At 64.9% G+C, this 19807-nt stretch carries 18 protein-coding genes; 2 read left to right on the top strand and 16 right to left on the bottom strand.

Annotated features, from left to right (window positions below):
• Positions 1 to 44: 44 nt before the first annotated feature.
• From IDT60_RS01380 to IDT60_RS01365, 4 genes are read right to left on the bottom strand one after another with little or no spacing between them, the layout of a single operon-like run.
• Complete coding sequence (locus IDT60_RS01380) at positions 45 to 1487, bottom strand: GH1 family beta-glucosidase (protein WP_191080603.1); 1443 nt, start codon at positions 1485 to 1487, stop codon at positions 45 to 47.
• Positions 1487 to 2407 carry a carbohydrate ABC transporter permease gene (locus IDT60_RS01375; protein WP_191080602.1) on the bottom strand — a complete coding sequence of 307 codons (921 nt, stop codon included), beginning with the start codon at positions 2405 to 2407 and terminating at the stop codon, positions 1487 to 1489. The genes IDT60_RS01380 and IDT60_RS01375 overlap by 1 nt, the downstream gene beginning before the upstream one ends.
• A complete protein-coding gene (locus IDT60_RS01370; RefSeq protein WP_191080601.1) occupies positions 2404 to 3423 on the bottom strand; it encodes a carbohydrate ABC transporter permease in 1020 nt (339 codons plus the stop codon). Before IDT60_RS01370 ends, IDT60_RS01375 begins: the two co-directional genes overlap by 4 nt.
• Positions 3424 to 3480: 57 nt before the next feature.
• On the bottom strand, positions 3481 to 4803 hold the full coding sequence (locus IDT60_RS01365) for an ABC transporter substrate-binding protein (protein ID WP_370590711.1): 1323 nt from the start codon (positions 4801 to 4803) through the stop codon (positions 3481 to 3483).
• A gap of 180 nt (positions 4804 to 4983) precedes the next feature.
• On the opposite strand from IDT60_RS01365, the gene radA reads away from it, so the two are divergent.
• A complete protein-coding gene (gene radA, locus IDT60_RS01360; protein ID WP_191080599.1) occupies positions 4984 to 6357 on the top strand; it encodes a DNA repair protein RadA in 1374 nt (457 codons plus the stop codon).
• Positions 6358 to 6402: 45 nt separating this feature from the next.
• On the opposite strand, the gene IDT60_RS01355 is transcribed toward radA, so the two are convergent.
• The 12 genes from IDT60_RS01355 to IDT60_RS01300 all read right to left on the bottom strand — a co-directional run bounded on the left by IDT60_RS01355 (position 6403) and on the right by IDT60_RS01300 (position 18349).
• Positions 6403 to 7518 carry an L-idonate 5-dehydrogenase gene (locus IDT60_RS01355; protein ID WP_191080598.1) on the bottom strand — a complete coding sequence of 372 codons (1116 nt, stop codon included), beginning with the start codon at positions 7516 to 7518 and terminating at the stop codon, positions 6403 to 6405.
• Positions 7518 to 8288, bottom strand: a complete 771-nt coding sequence (locus IDT60_RS01350) for an SDR family oxidoreductase (RefSeq protein ID WP_191080597.1) — start codon at positions 8286 to 8288, stop codon at positions 7518 to 7520. The genes IDT60_RS01355 and IDT60_RS01350 overlap by 1 nt, the downstream gene beginning before the upstream one ends.
• Positions 8285 to 9229 (bottom strand): 2-hydroxyacid dehydrogenase, encoded by a 945-nt coding sequence (locus IDT60_RS01345; RefSeq protein ID WP_191080596.1) that lies wholly within the window; start codon positions 9227 to 9229, stop codon positions 8285 to 8287. The genes IDT60_RS01350 and IDT60_RS01345 overlap by 4 nt, the downstream gene beginning before the upstream one ends.
• A gap of 43 nt (positions 9230 to 9272) precedes the next feature.
• Complete coding sequence (locus IDT60_RS01340; RefSeq protein WP_191080595.1) at positions 9273 to 10022, bottom strand: SDR family oxidoreductase; 750 nt, start codon at positions 10020 to 10022, stop codon at positions 9273 to 9275.
• Between the two features lie 50 nt (positions 10023 to 10072).
• Positions 10073 to 11413: an MFS transporter gene (locus IDT60_RS01335; RefSeq protein WP_191080594.1), complete on the bottom strand. Its 1341-nt coding sequence runs from the start codon at positions 11411 to 11413 to the stop codon at positions 10073 to 10075.
• Between the two features lie 76 nt (positions 11414 to 11489).
• Positions 11490 to 12497, bottom strand: a complete 1008-nt coding sequence (locus IDT60_RS01330; protein ID WP_191080593.1) for a biotin-dependent carboxyltransferase family protein — start codon at positions 12495 to 12497, stop codon at positions 11490 to 11492.
• Entirely contained in the window at positions 12494 to 13225 is a 732-nt protein-coding gene (locus tag IDT60_RS01325) for an allophanate hydrolase subunit 1 (RefSeq protein ID WP_191080592.1), read from the bottom strand. Before IDT60_RS01325 ends, IDT60_RS01330 begins: the two co-directional genes overlap by 4 nt.
• A 1-nt stretch (position 13226) precedes the next feature.
• Positions 13227 to 14015: a LamB/YcsF family protein gene (locus tag IDT60_RS01320; RefSeq protein WP_191080591.1), complete on the bottom strand. Its 789-nt coding sequence runs from the start codon at positions 14013 to 14015 to the stop codon at positions 13227 to 13229.
• A gap of 340 nt (positions 14016 to 14355) precedes the next feature.
• Positions 14356 to 15171 carry an ABC transporter permease gene (locus IDT60_RS01315; RefSeq protein ID WP_191080590.1) on the bottom strand — a complete coding sequence of 272 codons (816 nt, stop codon included), beginning with the start codon at positions 15169 to 15171 and terminating at the stop codon, positions 14356 to 14358.
• Between the two features lie 2 nt (positions 15172 to 15173).
• The gene (locus IDT60_RS01310; protein ID WP_191080589.1) at positions 15174 to 16094 is read right to left on the bottom strand and encodes an ABC transporter permease; all 921 of its coding nucleotides are present in this window, start codon (positions 16092 to 16094) and stop codon (positions 15174 to 15176) included.
• Complete coding sequence (locus IDT60_RS01305; protein WP_191080588.1) at positions 16091 to 17218, bottom strand: ABC transporter ATP-binding protein; 1128 nt, start codon at positions 17216 to 17218, stop codon at positions 16091 to 16093. The genes IDT60_RS01310 and IDT60_RS01305 overlap by 4 nt, the downstream gene beginning before the upstream one ends.
• Positions 17219 to 17266: 48 nt before the next feature.
• Positions 17267 to 18349 (bottom strand): ABC transporter substrate-binding protein, encoded by a 1083-nt coding sequence (locus IDT60_RS01300; RefSeq protein WP_191080587.1) that lies wholly within the window; start codon positions 18347 to 18349, stop codon positions 17267 to 17269.
• Between the two features lie 312 nt (positions 18350 to 18661).
• Between IDT60_RS01300 and nac the strand changes: the two genes are divergently transcribed.
• Positions 18662 to 19582: a nitrogen assimilation transcriptional regulator NAC gene (gene nac / locus IDT60_RS01295; RefSeq protein ID WP_191080586.1), complete on the top strand. Its 921-nt coding sequence runs from the start codon at positions 18662 to 18664 to the stop codon at positions 19580 to 19582.
• Positions 19583 to 19807 lie beyond the last annotated feature (225 nt).

Below are 19807 nucleotides of genomic sequence, written 5' to 3'. Positions count from 1 at the left end.
TCTTCGCTCCGTGACGTTGAGCGGGCTTCGCCCGGTACTCCAGTTTAGGCAGAGCGAGAGGCCGGGAGCGCGCGGGCATGCTGCTTCGCGGCGGCGATTAGCCGTGCGTATGCGTGGCCGCTGGCCTTCACGGTGCGCTCGAAGGTGCCGTAATCCACCCGGACTATACCGAAGCGCTTGCCGTATCCCCAGGACCATTCGAAGTTGTCCAGCAACGACCAGACGAAATAGCCGCGAACATCCACGCCCTGATCGAGCGCTTCCCCGACAGCCGCGATGTGGTCAAGGATAAAGCCGGTGCGCTCCGTATCCTGCACTGAGCCGTCCGGTTCCACGGTGTCGTCGTAGGCGGCGCCGTTTTCAGTAATGTACAGCGGCGGGAGGCCGGGGTATTCCTCGCCAAGGCGGACCAGCAGCTTCCGCAACCCGTCCGGGTTCACTTCCCAGTCCATGGCGGTCCGCGGCAGCCCCCGGCTGGGGAACGCGATGTCCTCGGACCCGATCCATGGTGAGGCGGCCACACGTTCGGCACCGCCGGAGTGTCCGTCCCCGCCCTCGTGGTCCGCGTGGCCGCTGATCAGGTCATCGTGATAGTGGTTGACGCCCAGGAACTCCAGCGGTGCGCTGATTACTTCCAGGTCCCCGGGGAGGATGAGTTCCGGGAGTCCGAACGGCGCGAGATCCACCAGTGTGTCCTGCGGATAGCTTCCGAGCAGGATCGGGTCCAGGAAGATCCGGTTCTGCAGGGAGTCGAAGCGCCGGGCAGCGTCCAGGTCGACGGGGTCCGCCGGGTCCCGGGGAATGGAGTTGCTCAGGTTGAGGGTGATCCCCAGGTTTTGGGCGCCGCGTTCCCGCAGGGCGTTAACGGCCAGGCCGTGCGCCAGATGCTGGTGGTGCACCGCCGCGATGGCTGCCCGCGGTTCCTGGCGGCCCGGGGCGTGGACCCCGGAACCGTAGCCCAGCAACGAGGAACAGAAGGGCTCGTTGAACGTGGTCCAGTGCTGCACCCTGTCGCCGAGGACGTCGTAAACGTCGTAGGCATACTCGACGAACCGGTAGGCGGTGTCCCTGTTCGCCCAGCCGCCTTTTTCCTCCAAGGCCTGCGGGAGGTCCCAGTGATACAGGGTGAGCCAGGGCAGGATTCCCGCCTCCAGCAGTTCGTCCACAAGGCGCGAGTAGAAATCCAGGCCCTCCGGGTTTGCTGCCCGGTCCCCTGGCCGGACGCGGGCCCAGCTGGTGGAGAAACGGTAGGAGTCCAGCCCCAGCTCCTTCATCAGCCGGACGTCTTCGGGCATCCGGTGGTAGTGGTCCACGGCCTGCTCCAGGTTCTCGCCCTTGGCGATGGCGCCGGGGATCCGGGCAAAGTGGTCCCACACGGAGTCCTCCTTGCCGCCTTCGTGTCCGGCTCCCTCGATTTGGGCGGCCGCCGTCGCTGACCCCCAGATGAATCCGTCCGGCCACTGCCGTGAGTACGTCGAATGTGGCATTAGCCCTTCACTGCTCCTTGCATAATTCCTGAAATGAGTTGTTTTCCTGCAACGACGAACAGCACCAGCAACGGCAGGGTGGCAAGCACCGCACCTGATAGGACCACAGAGTAGTCCACGTACCGGGCCGACTGCAGTTGGCTGAGCGCCGTCTGCAACGTCGGGTTGCCCGCATCGAGCACCAGCAGCGGCCAGAGGAAGTCCGTCCACGCTGTCATAAAGGTGAACAGGCCCAGGATGGCCATTGCCGGGCGGGCTGCGGGAATCGCCACGTGCCAGAAGGTGGAGATCATGTTGGCTCCGTCCATGCGGGCGGATTCAATGAGCTCATCCGGGATGACATCCACCAGGTACTGCCGCATGAAGAACACACCGAAGGCGGTCACCAGGGTGGGCACCACAACGGCGCCGATCTCACCGGTCCAGCCCAGGGTCCGCATCACCATAAAGAGGGGGATGATGCCCAGCTGAGTGGGGATGGCCATGGTGGCAACGACCATCAGCATCAGTCCGTTGCGGCCACGGAACCTGAGTTTTGCGAAGGCGTAGCCGGCAAGGGTTGAAAAGCTGACCACCGAAACGGTGATGATGCCGGAGATCAGGACGCTGTTTCCCAGTGCCAGCCAGAACGGAATGGTGTCGAAGACCTCCGCTACGTTCTTCCAGAAGTTTCCGCCGGGCAGAAGGGGCGGCCAGGTCTCCCCCAGTGCTTCGTTTGACCGGCTGCCGATGACCACGGACCACCACAGCGGATAGGCGGAGGCTGCCAGGAAGGCCAGCAGCAGGCCGTAGCTGAGGAATCCGGGGCGTTCGCCGGTGCCGAACACGCGCTTGCGGAAGAGGGCTGGCTTTGCCGGGGGCACTGCTGCAGGGACCGGGCCCCTGCCTGCCATGGGTTCCGCACGGTCCATGATGCTCATCGTTCAGTCCTTTCAGCGCGCTTCCGAAGCGCCTTCCGCCGGGCAGCACGCGAAGGCTTGGGCGTGTCAGCTGTGGCAATCCGGCGGGAGATCAGGTAGTTGACGAGGCCGAAAAGCAGGATGATCAGGAACAGCAGCCAGGCGATGGTTGATGCTTTGCCGAAGTTCTGGCGCTGGAAGGCCATTTCCCAGAGGTACAGGACAGTGGTTTGGAACTGGCGCTGTGATCCGCCTGCTGTGGCCGGGTCAAACAGCCTGGGTTCGGTGAAGATCTGCAGTCCGCCGATGGTGGCCGTGATAACAACAAACACCATGGTGGGCCGGATGCTGGGCAGGGTGATGCTGAAGAACCGGCGCATGGCCCCCGCCCCGTCCAGGGCCGCCGATTCGTAGAGATCCCGCGGCACCGCCTGCATGGCGGCCAGCAGGATCAGCGCGTTGTAGCCTGTCCAGCGCCAGTTGACCATGGTGGCGATGGCTACGTGGCTGGGGAACGTTTCGTTTTGCCACAGCACAGGGTCAAGGCCGAAGTTGCCGATGATGTTGTTGATCAGGCCGTACTGCTCACCGAACATGTTGGTGAAGATCATGGCCACCGCAACCGGGGTCACGATGTACGGCAGCAGGACGCTCATCCGCCAGAAGGTCTTGGCACGGAGGTTCTGGTCCAGTACCGCGGCCAGGAAAAGCGCCACTGCCAGCTGCGGAATGGCGGAGAGCAGGAAAATGCTCATGGTGTTGAGAAGGGAATTCCAGAAGAAGCGGTCCTGCAGGACCTCCGCGAAGTTGTCCAGGCCTACGAACTGCCCTTGGCCTTTGAGGAGGTGCCAGTCAAAGAGGCTGACAAAGAAGGTGTAGACCAGCGGGAAAAGGCCCACGAGGGCGAACAGGATAAAGAATGGCGCGACGTAGAGGTATGGCGATGCCTTGACGTCGAAGATGCTCAGGCGTTGCCTGAAGGTGGCTTTGGGTTTGGTCACCGGGGGCTTGGCGGATCGGTTCAGGGTGGTTGTCATGGGTTCTCGCACTCCATCGGGGGGCCTCCCGGCCGGGAGGCCCCACAGCGGGTCCTGCTAGTTGTTGACGACCAGGTCGTTGAGGAGGCGCAGCGCTTCAGTCCAGGCCTGGCCCGCATCGGCCTTTCCGGCGTCGAGGCTCTTCAGCGCAGGGCCGAAGACGTTTTCCTGGATGACTGAATCCTGCGGGCCCTTGAACTGGGCCACTACACCCTTGGCGCGGTTTGCCAGGATAACGCCGGTGGAGGCGTTGTTGAACAGGACGTTGGGGGTGGCATCCGATACCAGCTTCTCCTGGGCTTTGAGCGTACTGGGGAAGTTGTTGGCTGCAGCGGACTGCTTGACCTGTTGCTCGGGAGCCGTCAGCCAGGCGGCCAGTTTTGCGGCTTCTGCGGGGTGTTCGGAGGTCTTGGGCACCGTGAGGAAGGCTCCGCCCCAGTTGGAGGCGCCGCCCGGGAAGACGTCCGCGAAGTCCCAGCCGCTGTCTGCGCCGCCGCCGGCCGATTCCAGCTGGCCTTTGATGGTGCCGAGCATCCAGCCGGGGCAGACGAAGGTGGCGAAGGAGCCGTCAACGAATGCCTTGCCTTTGCCCCAGTCGAACTGGGTCTGGTTGGCTGACAGCCCGGCTGCGGTGCCGGCGGCAAGCATCTCGAACTTGCCCTTCATCTCGGCGTTACCGTCGATGTTCAGCTCACCGTCCTTGCTGTAGTACCCCTCCTCCATCTGGTTCACCATGGAGTTCCACACAAAGCCGGACTGGTCGTACCAGGCCTTGCCGGTGGCGGCCTTGTACTGCTTGCCCAGTTCGAAGTACTTCTCCCAGGTGGCGTCCTCGCCGCCAAACAGCTTGGCAACGGATTCGCGGTCGCTGGGCAGTCCGGCGGCTTCAAAGAGTTTGCCGTTGTAGCAGAGGCCTTGAGGCCCGATGTCGGTCCCGTATCCGATGACGCGGTCGTCAGGATCGGTTCCCTGCTTGAATTTCCAGTCCACCCAATTGGCTTTGATGTCGGCCGCACCGTGTTCGTTGAGGTCCGTGAACTGGTCCGAGACCTCCATGATGGAGCCCAGCCAGCCTTCCTCGATGGCTACCACGTCGCTGAGACCTGAGCCTGCGGCCAGCTTCGTGAAGGCATCGGTGCGGGCGTTGGCGCCGCGGTCAATGTTTGTTGCCTTGATCTTGACGCCGGGGTTTGCGGCCTCGTACTGGCCGTAAAGATCGCCGTAGCCAAAGGTTCCGAACGTGGTGACCGTCAGTTCAATCGGGTTTTCTGCGCTTGCAGGCTGATCAGAACTGCTGCCGCAGCCCGTGGCGATAAGGGCCAAAGCTGCTGCGCCCGCTATGGCGGCAGCGGTATTTCGTCGTGAAAATTTCACGTTCACTCCTTTGTGGGGGAAATTGCCCGGGGCCGAGAGAGCGCTCTCTCGCAAGTTCCACAACTCTAAAGGCGGCGCTGATCACTGTCAAGAGAGCGCTCTCTCAGAGGTGTTTAATTGACCGCCAGTACGTCGCTTCGCCGGACCGGGAGAGCAATGTCAGGCCCGGCGGTTAGGGTGGAACCCATGGCAACAAAGACTTCCCGCGCATCCAAGGCGCCCGCGTACAAATGCGCCGAATGCGGCTGGACCGCCGTCAAGTGGGTGGGGCGCTGCGGCGAATGCCAGGCGTGGGGCACCGTTGAGGAAACCGGTACGGCTGTGGCGCGCACGACGGCGGCAACAACAGTTGTGGAACCGGCGCGCCGGATTGCCGAGGTAGACGCCACCACGGCGGCTTTCCTGCCCACCGGCGTCGACGAACTGGACCGCGTTTTGGGCGGCGGGCTGGTCCCCGGCGCTGTGATCCTCCTGGCCGGCGAGCCGGGTGTGGGCAAGTCCACGCTGCTGCTGGATGTCGCCGCGAAGTTCGCCCGCACCGCGCAGGACGTCCTCTATGTCACGGGCGAGGAGTCCGCGGCCCAGGTGAAGCTGCGCGCGGAACGGATCGACGCCGTCGCGGATTCCCTCTACCTGTCAGCGGAAACGGACCTGGGCCAGGCCCTGGGGCAGGTCGAAAAGATCGAGCCGCGGCTGCTGATTGTGGACTCGGTCCAGACCCTCAGCAGCGCGGACGTGGACGGCAGTGCCGGCGGCGTATCGCAGGTGCGCGAGGTGGCTGCGTCCATCATTGCGGCCGCCAAGCGGCGCAACATGACCACGCTGCTGGTGGGCCACGTGACCAAGGACGGCTCCATCGCCGGGCCGCGCCTGCTCGAGCACCTGGTGGACGTGGTGTGCCAGTTCGAAGGCGAACGCCATTCCCGGCTCCGGATGCTGCGCGCGGTGAAAAACCGGTACGGTCCCACGGATGATGTGGGCTGTTTCGACCTGAACGAGAAGGGGATCGAGGGCCTGACGGATCCCAGCGGGCTGTTTGTCAGCCGCACCAAGGAGCCCGTTTCCGGCACCTGCATCACGGTGACCATGGAAGGCCGGCGGCCGTTGCTGGCGGAGGTGCAGTCGTTGCTGGCCGAAAGCCCCAACTCCCAGCCCCGGCGTGCCACCAGCGGCCTGGACAGTTCCCGGGTGTCCATGCTTTTGGCCGTCCTGCAGCAGCGGGCCGGCTGCCTCCTGCACAAGGACGATTCCTATGTGGCCACGGTGGGCGGCGTGAAGCTCAGCGAACCCGCCACGGACCTGGCCGTTGCCTTGGCCGTGGCCTCTGCCAAGGCCCGCAAGCCCCTGCCCATCCGGCTGATTGCCTTCGGGGAAGTGGGTTTGGCGGGCGAAGTGCGGCCCGTGCCCGGGATCAACCAGCGGATCCAGGAAGCGCACCGGCTGGGCTTCACGCACGCTGTGGTTCCGGCCAGCCATAACGGCCCCGGCCCTGTCCCCGCGGGGTTCTCCGTCCGCGAAGTGGAGCACCTCACGGAGGCACTGAGCCTGCTGATCGGGTAGCTGGCGGGATCTCGTTCCTTACGGGCCGGCCAGGCGGTGCCCCGCTCATTCCGGTTTGAAGTTGAGGAGGACTTTGCCGGATTGGGCGGAGTTTTTGGCGGTGGTGAAGGCGTCGAGTCCCTGGCTGAGGGGGTAGTCGTGGGTGATGACGGGCCCGATGTGCAAGGTGCCGTCGGCGAGGGCAGTGATGACGTCATCGATCTCGTCGTTGAACCGGAATGAGCCTTTGAGGTCCAGTTCGCGGGTAATGGCCAGGGAGATCAGGACCGGCTGGGGTCCGGTGGGCAGCAGCCCGACCATGACCACGGTCCCGCCGCGGGCCGCGCCGCCGATGGCCGAGGCCAGGCCGTGGTGGCTGCCGGAGGATTCGATCACGATATCGGCCTGCACGGCCGCGATCGTGTCCGCGTCCGGTGCCTGCAGGACCGCGTCCGCCCCGACCGCTGTGGCGATCTCCAGCGGCTTGGGGTGCATGTCGACGGCGGTGATCCGGGCCGCGCCGGCACGTTTGAGGACCGCAACACACAGGGCCCCGATCGGGCCGGACCCGATCACCAGGGCGGACTTGCCGGCTACGTCCCCGGCCCGGGCCACCGCGTGCCAGGCCACCGACGCCGGTTCGATCAGCGCCGCGGTGCGCAGGTCCAGGGCCTCCGGCAGGGCCCGGAGCATCCGGGCGGGCAGGTTCACGTACCGGGCGAACGCCCCGTCGGTGTGCGGGAACCGCGCCGCGGACCCCAGGTAGGTGCAGCCCGGAGACAGGTTCGGCCGCTCCCCCGGGTACCGGACCGTCCCGTCACCGGGGCCGGGGGTCGCCGGGTGGACCGCGACCGGGGTGCCCGCGGCCGGGCCCGTCCCGTCCGCCGCGGCGACCACCACAACACCGGAAATCTCGTGCCCCAGCACCATCGGGGCCTTCAGGATCGATTCGCCGGCCGCGCCGTGGAGCCAGTAATGCAGGTCCGACCCGCAGATCCCGCCGTACGCGACCTCCACCACCGCCTCATCCGGTCCCGGCACCGCGAGCGGCACGTCCTCGATCCGCAGATCCCCCGCCGCATACGCCACCACGGCCGGGCCGGAGACGGGCAGGGCTGTCCCTGCTGCCGGGGCTGTCCCGTGGGTTTCCCGGGCTGACCCTGTCACCGCTGAGGCCTCCATCAGACCACCACCGTCATGCCGCCGTCGATAAAGACCGTCTGGCCGTTGACAAAATCCGACCCGTCCGAGGCCAGCCACACCGCGGGCCCGGCCAGGTCCTGCACGGTCCCCCACCGGTGCGCCGGGGTCCGGCCCAGGATCCAGGCATTGAACTGCTCATCGTCCACCAGGTTCTGCGTCATCTCCGTATGGATATACCCCGGCGCGATCCCGTTGATCTGCAACCCCGAGCCCGCCCACTCGGCCGTCATCGCCCGGGTCAGGTTCCGCAAACCGCCCTTCGCCGCCACATACGGGGCGATCGTGGGCCGGGCCAGGTCCGTCTGCACCGAACAGATGTTAATGATCTTGCCCTTCCCGCGCGGGATCATGAACCGGGCAGCCGCCCGGCCCACCAGGAACGCGCTGGTCAGGTCCGTGGCGATCACCCGCTCCCAATCCGCGACGTCCAGCTCCAGCATCGGCACCCGGTGCTGGATCCCGGCGTTATTCACCAGGACCCGCAACGGGCCCACATGCTCCTCCACCCACGCCACACCCCGGGCAGCCTCCGCATCACTGGTGACATCAAACGCCACACTATGGACCCGGCCCGGCGCGAAATCGGCAGCCAACGCCGCCTCCGCGGCCTTCAACCGCTCCGCATTAATCCCGTTCAACACCACCGTCGCCCCGGCCTCAGCCAACGCCCGCGCCAACGCAAAACCAATCCCCCGGCTCGACCCCGTCACCAAAGCAACCCGACCCGTCAAATCAAAAAGTGGACTCATGCGAACGGTCCTGCCTGTACCAGGTTGGCCGGGGCCTGTCCCGCGGCCAGCGCCTCGAGCTGCTTCCGGAGGAGTTTCAGGATCCGCGGCTGGAACGCCGAGGCGTTGCCGCCGACGTGCGGGGTGATCAGGGCGTTGGTGGCGGACCACAGCGGGTGGTCCTGCGGCAGCGGTTCGGGATCGACGACGTCGATGGCGCAGTTCAGGCGTCCGGACAGAACCTCCTTGGTCAGCGCAGCGGTGTCCACCACAGAGCCGCGGCCAACGTTCACCACCAGGGCGCCGTACGGAAGGGCCGCCAGGACCTCTTCGCCGATCAGCTGGTGGGTGTGCTCGTTCAGTGGCAGTACCGACACAAGAATGTCGTGCGTGGCGGCCAGCTCAGTCAGCTCGGACGAGGCGTGCACGTCGCCGTGTTCGTCTGTGCGGGCCGAGCTGCCGACGCGGGTGACGGTGACTTCGAACGGCGCCAGGCGCAGGGCAATTTCGTGACCGATTCCGCCCACGCCCACCAGCAGCACCCGACGGTCTGCCAGGGACTGGCGGCGCTCCGGCCTCCAGAGGCCGTACTGCGCATCGCGGACTGCCTGGTCGATGCCGCGCAGTTTGGCGAGGATCAGACCAATGGCAAGCTCCGCCGTCGCGGCCGCATGGACACCCGAGGCGCTGGCCACGCCGGCGGCCGGGCCGGCCGCCTCGATCACGCCGTCGTACCCGGTGGACTGCGTCTGCACGTACTTCAGGTTGGGGGCTTTGCCCAGGGATCCCAACACCGCGCCGGCGTTGATATACGGCAGGATGACGCCGTCAATCTCAGCCAGCGTCCCGCCGTCGGGATCCGATTCCAGGTCCCAGACGACTCCCCGCAGCCCTCCGGGCAGGGGTGAGAGATCGTCGAGGAGCTGCTGGTCGGGGAAGCTGACGGTGCGGACTGTTTGCATCGGGTAAACCTGTTTCAATCGGTGGTAGGTGGGTGCGGGCCGTTTAGCGCCGGTCGAAGGTGAGGCCGCCGGGGACCTGGAACGTGGGCATAAGCTCCAGCATGCCAACATTTACGTGCCGGGGTGTTTCGATGGCGTAGTCCATGGCGTTGACGATGTCGTCGGTGGTCAGCGACTCATAGCCTTCGTAGTAGGTCTTCCACGCCTCTTCCATGGCCTCGGGTGTGCCGCCCATATTGCGCCCGAAAATTTCCGTTTCAACGCGGCCGGGGCAGATTTCGGTGACGCGTATGCGCTTGCCGACGGTGTCGTTGCGCAGCTGGCGGGAGATCTGGTGCACCGCGGCCTTGGTGGCGTGGTAGACCGTGTGGCCGTAGAAGTTGTAGAGGCCGGCGATGGAGCTGACGTTGACCACGTGGCCGCGGTCGCGTTCCACCATGCCCGGCAGGACCAGCCTGGTCAGCTGGAGGAGGCCGCGCAGGTTGACGTCAATGAGTTCGTCGATGTCGTTCTCGCTGGAGTCCAGGATGTTGCCCGGCCGTGACACACCGGCGCAGTTCACCAGGACATCCACCTCAAGATCACCGACGACGGCGGCCAGCGCGGCAGTGTCAGTCAGGTCCACCACGTGCGGGACTGCGCCGGTCTTGTCCGCCAGTTCCTTCAGGCGTTCCTCGTTCCTGGCCAGGGCGTGGACCGTGAGTCCCCGTTTGGTCAGGCGCTCGGCGATGGCGGCGCCCATTCCGGTGGAAGCACCGGTGACAACAGCCGTTGAGTAATCGGAAAAAGACATGAAGATCTCCTCTGAGGGTGCAGCCCAGTGCTGCTTGATGAAGTGGAAGATTAGGCGTCGCGGAGCGGCAGGTGTGCCCGGTCCTTGACAGTGCTGACGGCCGCGAGGGTGCCCAGCGCCGTGATGACGGCGTAGAAGGCGGGCATGTAGATGTTGCCGGTGATGGAGATCAGCCAGGTCAGCAGCAGCGGCGCCGTGCCGCCGAAGAGTGCCGAAGAGATGTTATAGCCCAGGCCGTAGGCGGAGTAGCGGACCCGGGTGGGGAACAGTTCGACGATCAGGATGTGGATCACGGCGGTGTGGCCGGCGAAGACCACAGCCATAAGGCAGGCTCCCAGGATGGCCAATGCCATCTCGCCCGTGGCGATCAGGGCGTAGGCGGGTATGCCGATGACGGCCATGGCGATGGCCGAGCCGGCGATGACTTTCTTGCGGCCGATGCGGTCCGACAGGGCGCCCATGAACGGAATCGCGATGCAGATGACCACCAGGCTGCAGGCGGTCACGAGGAGTGCTTCGCCGATGGTGAAGTTCAGCTGTTTGCCCTTGAGGAACGTGGGCATGTAGGAGAACAGGACGTAATAGCCGGAGCCGTTCATCAGCGGGATGAACAGGGCCAACAGCATGGCACGGCGGTGCTCAGGTGAAGCGAAGGCTTCCTTCAGCGGGTTATTGGACAGCCCGCCCTCTTCCTTCAGCTTCTCGAAGTTGGGGGTGTCGCTGATCGCCTTTCGGATGTACCAACCAATGACGCCCATGGGGATGGCAACCAGGAACGGAATGCGCCATGCGAACGAACCGAAGCCGCCGCCGTCGATCGCTGCCTGCGTGAGCCAGGGCGACATGGAGAACGCGACCAGCGTACCGGTGAGCAGGGCTGCGAACGAGGCGATCTGGGCGTAGGAGGTGATGATGCCGCGCTTGCCTTCAGGGGCGTGCTCGGCGAGGAAGGTCATGGCGCCGGCGGCTTCGCCGCCAACGGAGAAGCCTTGGAGCATGCGGAGCAGCACCAGGAGGACCGGTGCGGCGATGCCGATGGCCGAGTAGGCCGGAAGTAAGCCGATGCCCGCCGTCGCAACGCTGATCAGCAGGATGACAAAGACCAGCAGCTTTTGCCGCCCGATCCGGTCCCCCAGGTAACCGCAGACCACAGCGCCAAGGGGGCGCACGAAGAAGGACACAGCGTAGCCGGCGAAGACGAACAGCAGGGCGTTGTCCGGGTTGCCGGGAGCCAGGAAGACGAGGGCGAGTGTTCCAGCCATAAAGGCGAAGATGCCGTTGTCATAGAGTTCCACGAAGATGCCGACGCAGCCGGCCGTGACGACCTTGCGGGTCTGCTTGCTGCTGAGCCGCTCTTGGTGCGGCTGGGCCGCGTGCGTAGAGGTGGACATGGCGTTCCTTACTTATGGGGATGGTAACAATGCTTTGTGGATGAAGCGAGGGCTTTTAGCTTCCGGCGGCCGGCGTTTAGCCTCCGGCGGCCGGCGCGAGCTGGTGCCAGCCCGGCTGGTCGCCGATGCCCAGGAGCGAGAACACTGTGCCGACAGTGGAACGCAGTGTTTCCAGTTCCCTGATCGCTGCCCGGTGTTTCGCTGTTGCTTCGGTGACGGTGGTTCTTCTGAACCGGATCTTGTGGCCTGGCCGCGCCTGGGCCAGGACGTCCAGCGAGCGGCTGGTGACAACGGCGAGGACGGGGTAGCCGGCGGTGACCCCACGTCCGCGGTGCAGCACCAGGAGTTCTTCGCGGGACGGTACCTCGATGGCTCCCACGGGGACGCCCCGGGACAACACCTCGGCTGTGGACTGGCGTTCCGGGAGTGCTCCGCCCAGCCGCAGGCCGATATGGTTGCTCCGGCCGCTGACCGTGTATTCGGTGCTGTAGAGCAGGTCCGCGGTGTCGCCGAACTCGTCCACATCCGGGCCGTCCGTCACGTCCACCACCGCAGTGCTGCTGAATTCCGGCCGGATGAGGCCCAGGCGGAACAGCGGGAGATCGAAGTACGGCTGGCGGATCGGCGGGATAGCGCGGAAGGTCTTCAGTTCGGTCCCTTCCGTCAGCCGCAGCCCGAAGCCGACGACGGTGTCCGGCGCGCAGCTGCCCAGGAGGACCGGTGCCTCAACCGAGCCGTGGACAGCGACGTAGGCGCGGAGGCCGCCGTCGATCCTTCGCAGCGCTACGGTCTCCCCCGCCCGTACGGACACCGGCTCCCACTGCTGGCACTCGCGCCCGCCCACCGTGAGGTGCAAGGGTGCGCCGGTGACGGCGATGAGGATGTCCGTGGTGGCCCGCATGCGGAAGTCCAGTGCGGTGGCCTCCATCAATGGAGCTTTGTCAGCGTTTCCGGCCAGGATGTTGGCGGCCCGGGCAGAGAACTGGTCCAGCGCACCGTTGACAGGGAGTCCGAACCGGGGGCCGCGGAAGCGTCCCAGGTCCGTGACCACGGTGTTGCCCGGCTGCTGGATGATCAGGCTCATTGCGCCGCCTCCATTTTCCGGCCTGCATACTGGGCGAACTCTTCGGGCTGGATCCGGTGGAACCGGAGGGTGTCGCCGGGGACGTAGGGAACCAGCGGCTCAGCCATGGCGTCAAGAACGGTCAGCGGAGTCTGTCCGATCACACACCAGCCACCCGGTGCCACGGCGGGGGCGATGACCGCCTGCCGGCCGGCCACCGACACGGCGCCTGCCGGGACGGACAGCCGGGGGTCCTTCAGCCGCGGCACGGGGAAGGGAAAATCGGGACCGTCCATCATGGGCGAGCCGGCCGGAGCGCCGAGGCAGCGGATCACGTAGGACTTGGTGGTGTGAAGCTCGATGATCTGCTCGACCGAGAGCTGCTGCTGCCCGGCAACGCGCTCCAGGTCGGGACCGTACTCGCCGCCGTACACCACGGGAACGCTGAATTCCCGGGGCGTGCGGGCGGGGGCGCCGGTGAATTCGAGCTGGCGCAGGCCCAGGAGGACAAAGGCCCTGACCTGCCGCGCGGACGTGACGCCGGGATCAAATTCCACCAGCAGCGAGTCGTAGGTGGGCACTGCGCCGTGGACGCCGTCGGCACCCGCAGCGTCCAGCCACTCCGCAAGGGCGTGGACGGTGGCCCAGTTGGCCTCCCGGTCCGGAGAGGACGCGACGACGCGCAGTGCGGCGTCGCCGGATTCAAACACCTCCACCGGAGGCAGTGCTGGAGTTGGCGTGGCGGTCATGTCAGGCGGCTTTCACTTTGGCGGCGAGCACCCGGGCGAGCGGGGCAATGGTCACGCCGGCGCGTTCCAGTTCAGCGCGGACCTGACGTGCCAGCTGGACGGCGCCCGGGGTGTCACCGTGGAGCAGGATGGTGTCTGCAACGATCGGCAGGTCGGTTCCGGCGACGGTCTCGATGACGCCTTCGCAGACCATGCGGATGGTTCGGGCCACGATGGTTTTGGGATCGTGGATCACGGCGCCGGGCCGGCTGCGCGGCACCAGGGTCCCGTCTGCTTCGTAGGCCCGGTCTGCGATTCCCACGATGCCCACGGGGAGCCGGCGGGCTGTGGCAGCGTCAGCGAGTTCGCCGTCCTGGGCCAGGACAATCAGATCCGGATTGATGCGGGCGGCGGCGTCAGCCACGGCCTCCGCGTAGTCGGGGCGGGTGGCCACGAGGTTGCCCAGGCGGCCGTGGGGTGCGAGGTGGACGACGCCGGCGCCATGGTAGGCAGCGAAAGCGCTCAGCGCCCCGAACTGGTACAGGACGTCGTGGCGGACTTCATCTGCTGTGAGGTCCATGGCGCGGCGGCCGAAGCCGCGGAGGTCAGGGAAGCTGGGGTGCGCGCCGATGGCCACGCCGCGGCGCACGCATTCGGCGACGGTGGCGTTCATGATGTCCGGGTCGCCGGCATGGAAGCCGCAGGCGATGTTGGCGCTGGAGACCACGTCGAGCAGGGCCGCGTCGTCGCCCATCGAGTAGGCGCCGAAGCCTTCTCCGAGATCTGCTACGAGATCAACCATGGGTCCCATGTGAGCCCTCCTTGGGGGTGTTGGCACGGCGCTGGCCATGCACAGCGGCAGCTGCCGGAAGCGGAAGTGGGTGGACCGGCCTGATGGAGCTTGGGTCCCGTGGCCCGGATTACCGGGCTTGTAGAAAAAGTCTGACACCGGGATTTGGATCACACAAAGACGTAATCGGTGTCACGGGATAGGTGCCGGTTATGACCCGCACCTCTTCCGGAGCATGACCCGGACGGCGTTCTGCCCGGTCCGCTGGTGCGGACCGGGCAGGGCTGTTCGGTTGTTGGGTGTTGCGTTATTGGCTTGCTGGGCAGGGCAGGTCGGCCCGGTTGGAGGGCCGCCCGCTGCCCTAGCGGAGGGCCTTGCGGAGCCCCATGACGCGTTCGACGACTACCACCACAGCCAGCGAGATCAGAATCAGGATGACGGACAGGGCCGCGACGGCGGCATCGGCGGAGTTTTCGACATACCGCAGCACCTGCACGGGCAGGGTGGGCAGGCCCGATTCGGCCACGAACAGGGAGATCACCGCTTCGTCGAAGGAAACGATGAAGGCTATGACGCCGCCGGCAATCACACCCGGCTGGATGATGGGCAGGGTCACCCGCCGGAACACCGTCCAGGAGCCGGCCCCCAGGATGCGGGCCGCCGCCTCACAGGACGTGTCCGTGGTGGCCAGGCTCATCAGCGTGGTCCGGATGACAAACGGGATGGTGATGGCCACGTGGCCGATGATGATGCCGGCATAGGTGTTGTTCAGCTCCAGCGGCCCGAACAGCAGGACCATGCCCAGGGCCAGGACGATGCTGGGAATCAGCAGCGGCGAGAGGAAAAAAGACTGGACAGCCGCCTTCGCCTTGAACTCAAAACGGTCCAAGGCCAGCGCAGCAGGCACGCCCAGAGCGAGCACAATGAGCGTGACAATCACGGCCACGATCAGGCTGACCTTCATGCCCTCCATAAACGTGCTTTCCTCCGGAAGCATCTCGTACCACTTCAGAGTGAACCCTTCGGGCGGGAAGGACAGGTACTGGTTGGAGGCGAAGGACACCACGAACACGATCAGCAGGGGTGCCAGCAGGAACAGGTACAGCAGGAACACCAGCAGCCCGAACGCAGGCTTGGCAGGGTTGAAGCGCGGCTTGAATACCTTGACGTCGCTCACGGTCAGCCTCCGATCTTCTTGGTGAGGCGCTGGTAGACGGCGATGATCAGGCCGAAGAGCACCAGCAGGATGACGGACAGGGCGGCAGCGAAGGGCCAGTTGAGCAGGCCGGTGGTCTGGTCATAGATCTCGGTGGCGAGGACCTGAACACTGCCGCCGCCCAGGAGCCGCGGCGTGATGAAGGTGCTGATGGAGAGCACGAAGACCAGCAGGAACGCCGTCAGCAGGCCCGGGAGGCACAGCGGGAGGGTGATCTTGGTGAACACTTTGAACTTGGAAGCTCCCAAGGATCCGGCAGCCTCCTCGAGCTGGGGGCTGAGCCGGCCGAACCCGGAGATCATGGCCAGGATGGCGTAGGGCATAAAGATCTCCACCAGGCCGATTGTCACACCGGTCATGTTGTTGGTGAGCTTCAGTGGTGTGTCGATCAGGCCCAGCCCGTCCAGGGAGGAGTTGATCAGGCCGTTGGTTCCCAGGATGACCATCCAGCCGTAGGTGCGGACCACGGCGGAGGTGAGCAGCGGCGCGATGGCAATGGCGATAAGCAGGCCACGCCATTTGCTGGTGCTGCGGGCCAGGAACAGGGCCACGGGGTAGGACACGATGACGCAGAGGATGCCCACGGTCACGCCCATCTGGAAGGTGTCAAGCGTGACTTTCCAGTAGTACGGGTCCGTCAACGGCTGGATGTAGGTGTCCAGTGTGAACGTCTCAACGATGACCCCGTCCGGGGCGCCCTGGTTGAAAGACATCCGGACCATGTAGGCCAGAGGGAAGACGAAGCTGACCACCAGGCCAAGGAGGCCTGGCAGCAGGAGGGCAAGGTAGGTGCGGCGGTTGCGCCGTTCGGTGGCTTTCTCCAGCTGCCCCTCGTCCTGGCCCCGGGGCTTTTCAGGGGCTGCGGCGGCTTGCAGGAGGGTCATGCCGCAACCAGCCTTTGCGCGGCCACCGGGGTGGGCAGGAGGTAGGCATCTTCGGGAGCCCAGGAAAGGTAGGCGGCGTCGCCGATGCGGGGCAGGTCCCCGCTGCTGGTGAGCATTTGTGCCTGGAGGTGCTGGTCCCCGACGCGGACGGACACGGCCAGGGCATCACCGGTGTAGCTGACCCGCTCGATGGTCCCGGCGAGGGGTGCCTGTGCAGCCCCCGGGTGCAGGGCGACGTTCAGCCGGTGGGGGCGGATGACCAACTCATGGGTGCTGCCGGTCAGACCGGCGGATCCGACGGCACCAAACTGGCCCAGGCCCTCGACGTCCACCGCGTAGTAGCTTTCGCCGGCCAGGCCGGCCCGTCCGGTTTCGGGACCCACGCGGGCGGTGAGGAAGTTGGCCTGCCCGATGAAGTTGGCCACGAAATGCGTGCGCGGGCGTTCGTACACATCGGTGGGGGACCCGAACTGTTCGATCAGGCCGCCGTTCATAACAGCGATCCGGTCCGCCATGTCCAGGGCCTCGTCCTGGTCGTGGGTGACGAAGAGGGTGGTTGCCCTGGTGCGTTGCTGGATGGACCGGATTTCGGTTCGCATGGTTTCGCGGAGTTTGGCATCCAGGTTGGAGAGCGGTTCGTCCAGCAGGAGGAGCGTGGGCTCCACCACCAGGGCACGGGCCAGGGCGATGCGCTGCTGCTGGCCGCCGGAGAGTTCCTTGGTCTGCCGCTTGCCAAGGTGACCAAGCTGGACCATATCCAGGGCCGCCGCAACGCGTGCCTTCTGCTCATTCTTGGGGACTTGGCGCATTTCCAGGCCGAATCCCACGTTCTGCTCCACGTTCATGTGCGGGAACAGGGCGTAGGACTGGAAGACCATGCCCATTCCCCGCTTGTTGACCGGGGTGTGCGTGATTTCCTTGCCGTCCACCACGATGGATCCGGCGGTGGGATCCATCAGGCCGGCAACCATGCGGAGGGTAGTGGTCTTGCCGCAGCCGGACGGGCCGAGAAGCGCCACCAGGTGCCCCTCCTCCACTTCCATGTTCAGGCGGTCGACGGCGGGTTCCAGACCTGCTGCGTATCGTTTGGTCAGATCTACGATCGACAGTTTTGATTCAGTCACGGGTTCAGTTCTCCTGAAGGGAAGTTTGGGGAGGGGCAGCGGCGGGCGCTACTTGGTGATGATCTGGCGCTTCCAGGTTTCGGTCCACTTGTCGCGGGCCGAGGACAGGAAATCGACGTCCAGGGGGACGATGTTCAGGGAGCCGTCCGTGGGTACCACGCGGTCCTTGATGTCGGCGGGCAGTTCGGCGTTCGTAACGGAGGGTGCGTAGAAGAGTGCCTTGGCGAATGCCGTCTGCGCCTCGGCGGAGAGCGCGTAGTCGATGAACGTCTTGGCCGCAGCGGAGTGTGGGGCATCCTTCACCAGGTTGACGGTGTTGATCTGGTAGACAGTGCCTTCCTTGGGGAAGGTAACGCCCATCTTCTTGTTGCTCTGGTCACTGTAGAACTGGCCGCGGGCGTTCTGGCCGAGGCCCAGCACCGTCTGTCCGGTGATCACGTTCTGGTATTCGTCCGGGTTGGGTGCGAAGGTCTGCACGCCCGGTGCCATCTCCTTCAGGCGTTCCACTGCGGAGTCAATGCCCTGGGTGTAGTCCTCGCCCTCCATCTTGGACGTGATGGCGGTCAGGGACAGGCCCAGCAACGACGGCGGGGCGTTCACGTTGATCTTGCCCGCGTACGCAGGGTCCCACAGGACTTCCCAGCTGTCGGGGGCCTCGGGGAAGGTTGCAGTGTCGTAGACCAGGCCAACGGCGTCGAGCATGGCCACCGGGCCGTACCCGTCCTTGTCCTGGAACTTCTCGGCAACGTTGGCAAGATTCGGGACGCCGTCGGCATCAATCTTTTCGAAGAGTCCCTGCTTGTTGCCCGTTGTGGAAACGGAGTTGTCCATAATGGCGACGTCGGTGGCCGGGTTGTTCTTCTGGCCCTGCAGGGCGCTGAGCATTTCGGCGGAGGAGCGCTTGGAGGAGTAATTGATTGTGATGTCCGGGTACTTCGCCTTGAACGGCTCAATGACGGCGGCGGTGTACTGGTCCTGCCACACACCGGAATACGCAATCAGGTTAACTTCGCCGGAAGTGGCGCTGCCGGTGCTGGCCGCCTCGGTGCCACCCCCGCAGCCCGAGAGGACCAGGGCCGCTGCGGAGAGCGCGGCCACGGCCGCCATTTTGCCTTTGATGGTTACTCGCATTTGCTATCTCTTTCTCAAGAAGATCCGGACTGTGATGGCGGATCCTGGATGCTCTGAAGCTATGGACTGAATATTTCGGAAATGTAAAAGAAAACGTCTATTCCGGTAAAAGGCACATTTATGCAATATGCGTCTTACGTCATCGTAAAAATGCATGTCTGGCGGGGGTAGAATGTACTGCTAGTGAAATAGCGTTCTGGGTTCAACCTAGTGTCAGAGATGTGGATCACACAAAGACCATTTGCGTATCCCTCCATAGCATCCGGTTATGACCTTTCTGGGTTCAGGACGTCGCGGAGAAAGAGGGCGGCAGTGGATACGCGCAAGCTTGCGTACTTTGTGCAGATTGTGGATTCGGGCAGCATCACCAAGGCCGCAGCAGCGCTGCACGTGGCCCAGCCGGCCCTGAGCCAGCAGGTGTCGGCCCTTGAAACGGAACTGAAGCAACGGCTGCTGATCCGCAGCAAACAGGGTGTAAAGCCCACCGCGGCCGGGCACACGCTGTACCGGCACGCCCAGTCGATCCTCCGTCTGGTAGACCAGGCACGGTTGGACGTCGCCAAGTCCGGGGCGGCACCCTCCGGCCGGGTGTCCATTGCCATTGCGCCGTACAGCATGGCCTCGAGCCTGACGCCCAGGATCATCAGCGAGGTGGCCAGCAGGTACCCCGACATCACCCTGCATGTCACGGAGATTTACGGCGGTGTGCTCAGTGAGGCCATCAAGAACGGCCGGCTGGACATGGCGCTGATCTACGAGCCGGGAGCCATCCGCGGCGTCCAGTTCACCACCATGATCGTGGAGGACCTGCACTTTGTGGTCAACGCCAACAGGGCTGGTTTGAACCACGCTGACGGCGAAATCCCGTTGGAGGAGGTGGCACAGCACGGGCTGTTCCTGCCTGAGCAGATCCATACCTTGAGGCAGACAGTGGAGGCCGGCTTCACCAGCAAGGAACTCAAGGTCAAGCTTGTGGGCGAAGTGGAATCCGTGCCCTCGCTCGCCAGGCTGCTCCGGGCCGATCTCGGAGCCACCATCATGCCCAAATCAGCGGCGGACGCCTTGTTCCACGAGGAGGACTTCCAGGTGCTTCGGATTGTGGATCCGGCACTGCAGTGCAAGATTGCACTGTGCACACCTGACCATGACCCGCTTTCCGAAGCTGCCTCGGCGGTTCTCCTGGTACTGAAGGAAATGCTCCAGGAAATGCTCACCAACAAATACGCGCGCTAGCCCTTCCATATCATCCGCTTATTGGGTCACGCATCATTAGTCTTAGTAAGGAAACTCCCCGGATCCTAAAATTGTGCACAGCCGGTAAATTACGGCGGTTACATTTTGAAGGATTAATTGGAGCGAGCCGTGAAAAAAATCAGTACCCTCCGGAGAGTCTCCGGTAAAGGCTTGGGCCTTATGGCCAAAACCGGTTTCCACTGCCCCGCAAATGGCTTTTGGCGC

Origin of the sequence: Pseudarthrobacter sp. BIM B-2242 (genome assembly GCF_014764445.1) — a bacterium.
Taxonomy (GTDB): Bacteria; Actinomycetota; Actinomycetes; order Actinomycetales; family Micrococcaceae; genus Arthrobacter; species Arthrobacter luteus_A.
Note: the sequence above shows the minus strand (reverse complement) of the source record. Positions and strands in the feature narration are given on the sequence as shown.

Excerpts from the sequence above, each read along its gene's own strand:
- IDT60_RS01380 (WP_191080603.1), bottom strand. The coding sequence starts at position 1,487 with ATGCCACATTCGACGTACTCACGGCAGTGGCCGGACGGATTCATCTGG.
- IDT60_RS01375 (WP_191080602.1), bottom strand. The coding sequence starts at position 2,407 with ATGAGCATCATGGACCGTGCGGAACCCATGGCAGGCAGGGGCCCGGTC.
- IDT60_RS01370 (WP_191080601.1), bottom strand. The coding sequence starts at position 3,423 with ATGACAACCACCCTGAACCGATCCGCCAAGCCCCCGGTGACCAAACCC.
- radA (WP_191080599.1), top strand. The coding sequence starts at position 4,984 with ATGGCAACAAAGACTTCCCGCGCATCCAAGGCGCCCGCGTACAAATGC.
- IDT60_RS01355 (WP_191080598.1), bottom strand. The coding sequence starts at position 7,518 with ATGGAGGCCTCAGCGGTGACAGGGTCAGCCCGGGAAACCCACGGGACA.
- IDT60_RS01350 (WP_191080597.1), bottom strand. The coding sequence starts at position 8,288 with ATGAGTCCACTTTTTGATTTGACGGGTCGGGTTGCTTTGGTGACGGGG.
- IDT60_RS01345 (WP_191080596.1), bottom strand. The coding sequence starts at position 9,229 with ATGCAAACAGTCCGCACCGTCAGCTTCCCCGACCAGCAGCTCCTCGAC.
- IDT60_RS01340 (WP_191080595.1), bottom strand. The coding sequence starts at position 10,022 with ATGTCTTTTTCCGATTACTCAACGGCTGTTGTCACCGGTGCTTCCACC.
- IDT60_RS01335 (WP_191080594.1), bottom strand. The coding sequence starts at position 11,413 with ATGTCCACCTCTACGCACGCGGCCCAGCCGCACCAAGAGCGGCTCAGC.
- IDT60_RS01330 (WP_191080593.1), bottom strand. The coding sequence starts at position 12,497 with ATGAGCCTGATCATCCAGCAGCCGGGCAACACCGTGGTCACGGACCTG.
- IDT60_RS01325 (WP_191080592.1), bottom strand. The coding sequence starts at position 13,225 with ATGACCGCCACGCCAACTCCAGCACTGCCTCCGGTGGAGGTGTTTGAA.
- IDT60_RS01320 (WP_191080591.1), bottom strand. The coding sequence starts at position 14,015 with ATGGGACCCATGGTTGATCTCGTAGCAGATCTCGGAGAAGGCTTCGGC.
- IDT60_RS01310 (WP_191080589.1), bottom strand. The coding sequence starts at position 16,094 with ATGACCCTCCTGCAAGCCGCCGCAGCCCCTGAAAAGCCCCGGGGCCAG.
- IDT60_RS01300 (WP_191080587.1), bottom strand. The coding sequence starts at position 18,349 with ATGCGAGTAACCATCAAAGGCAAAATGGCGGCCGTGGCCGCGCTCTCC.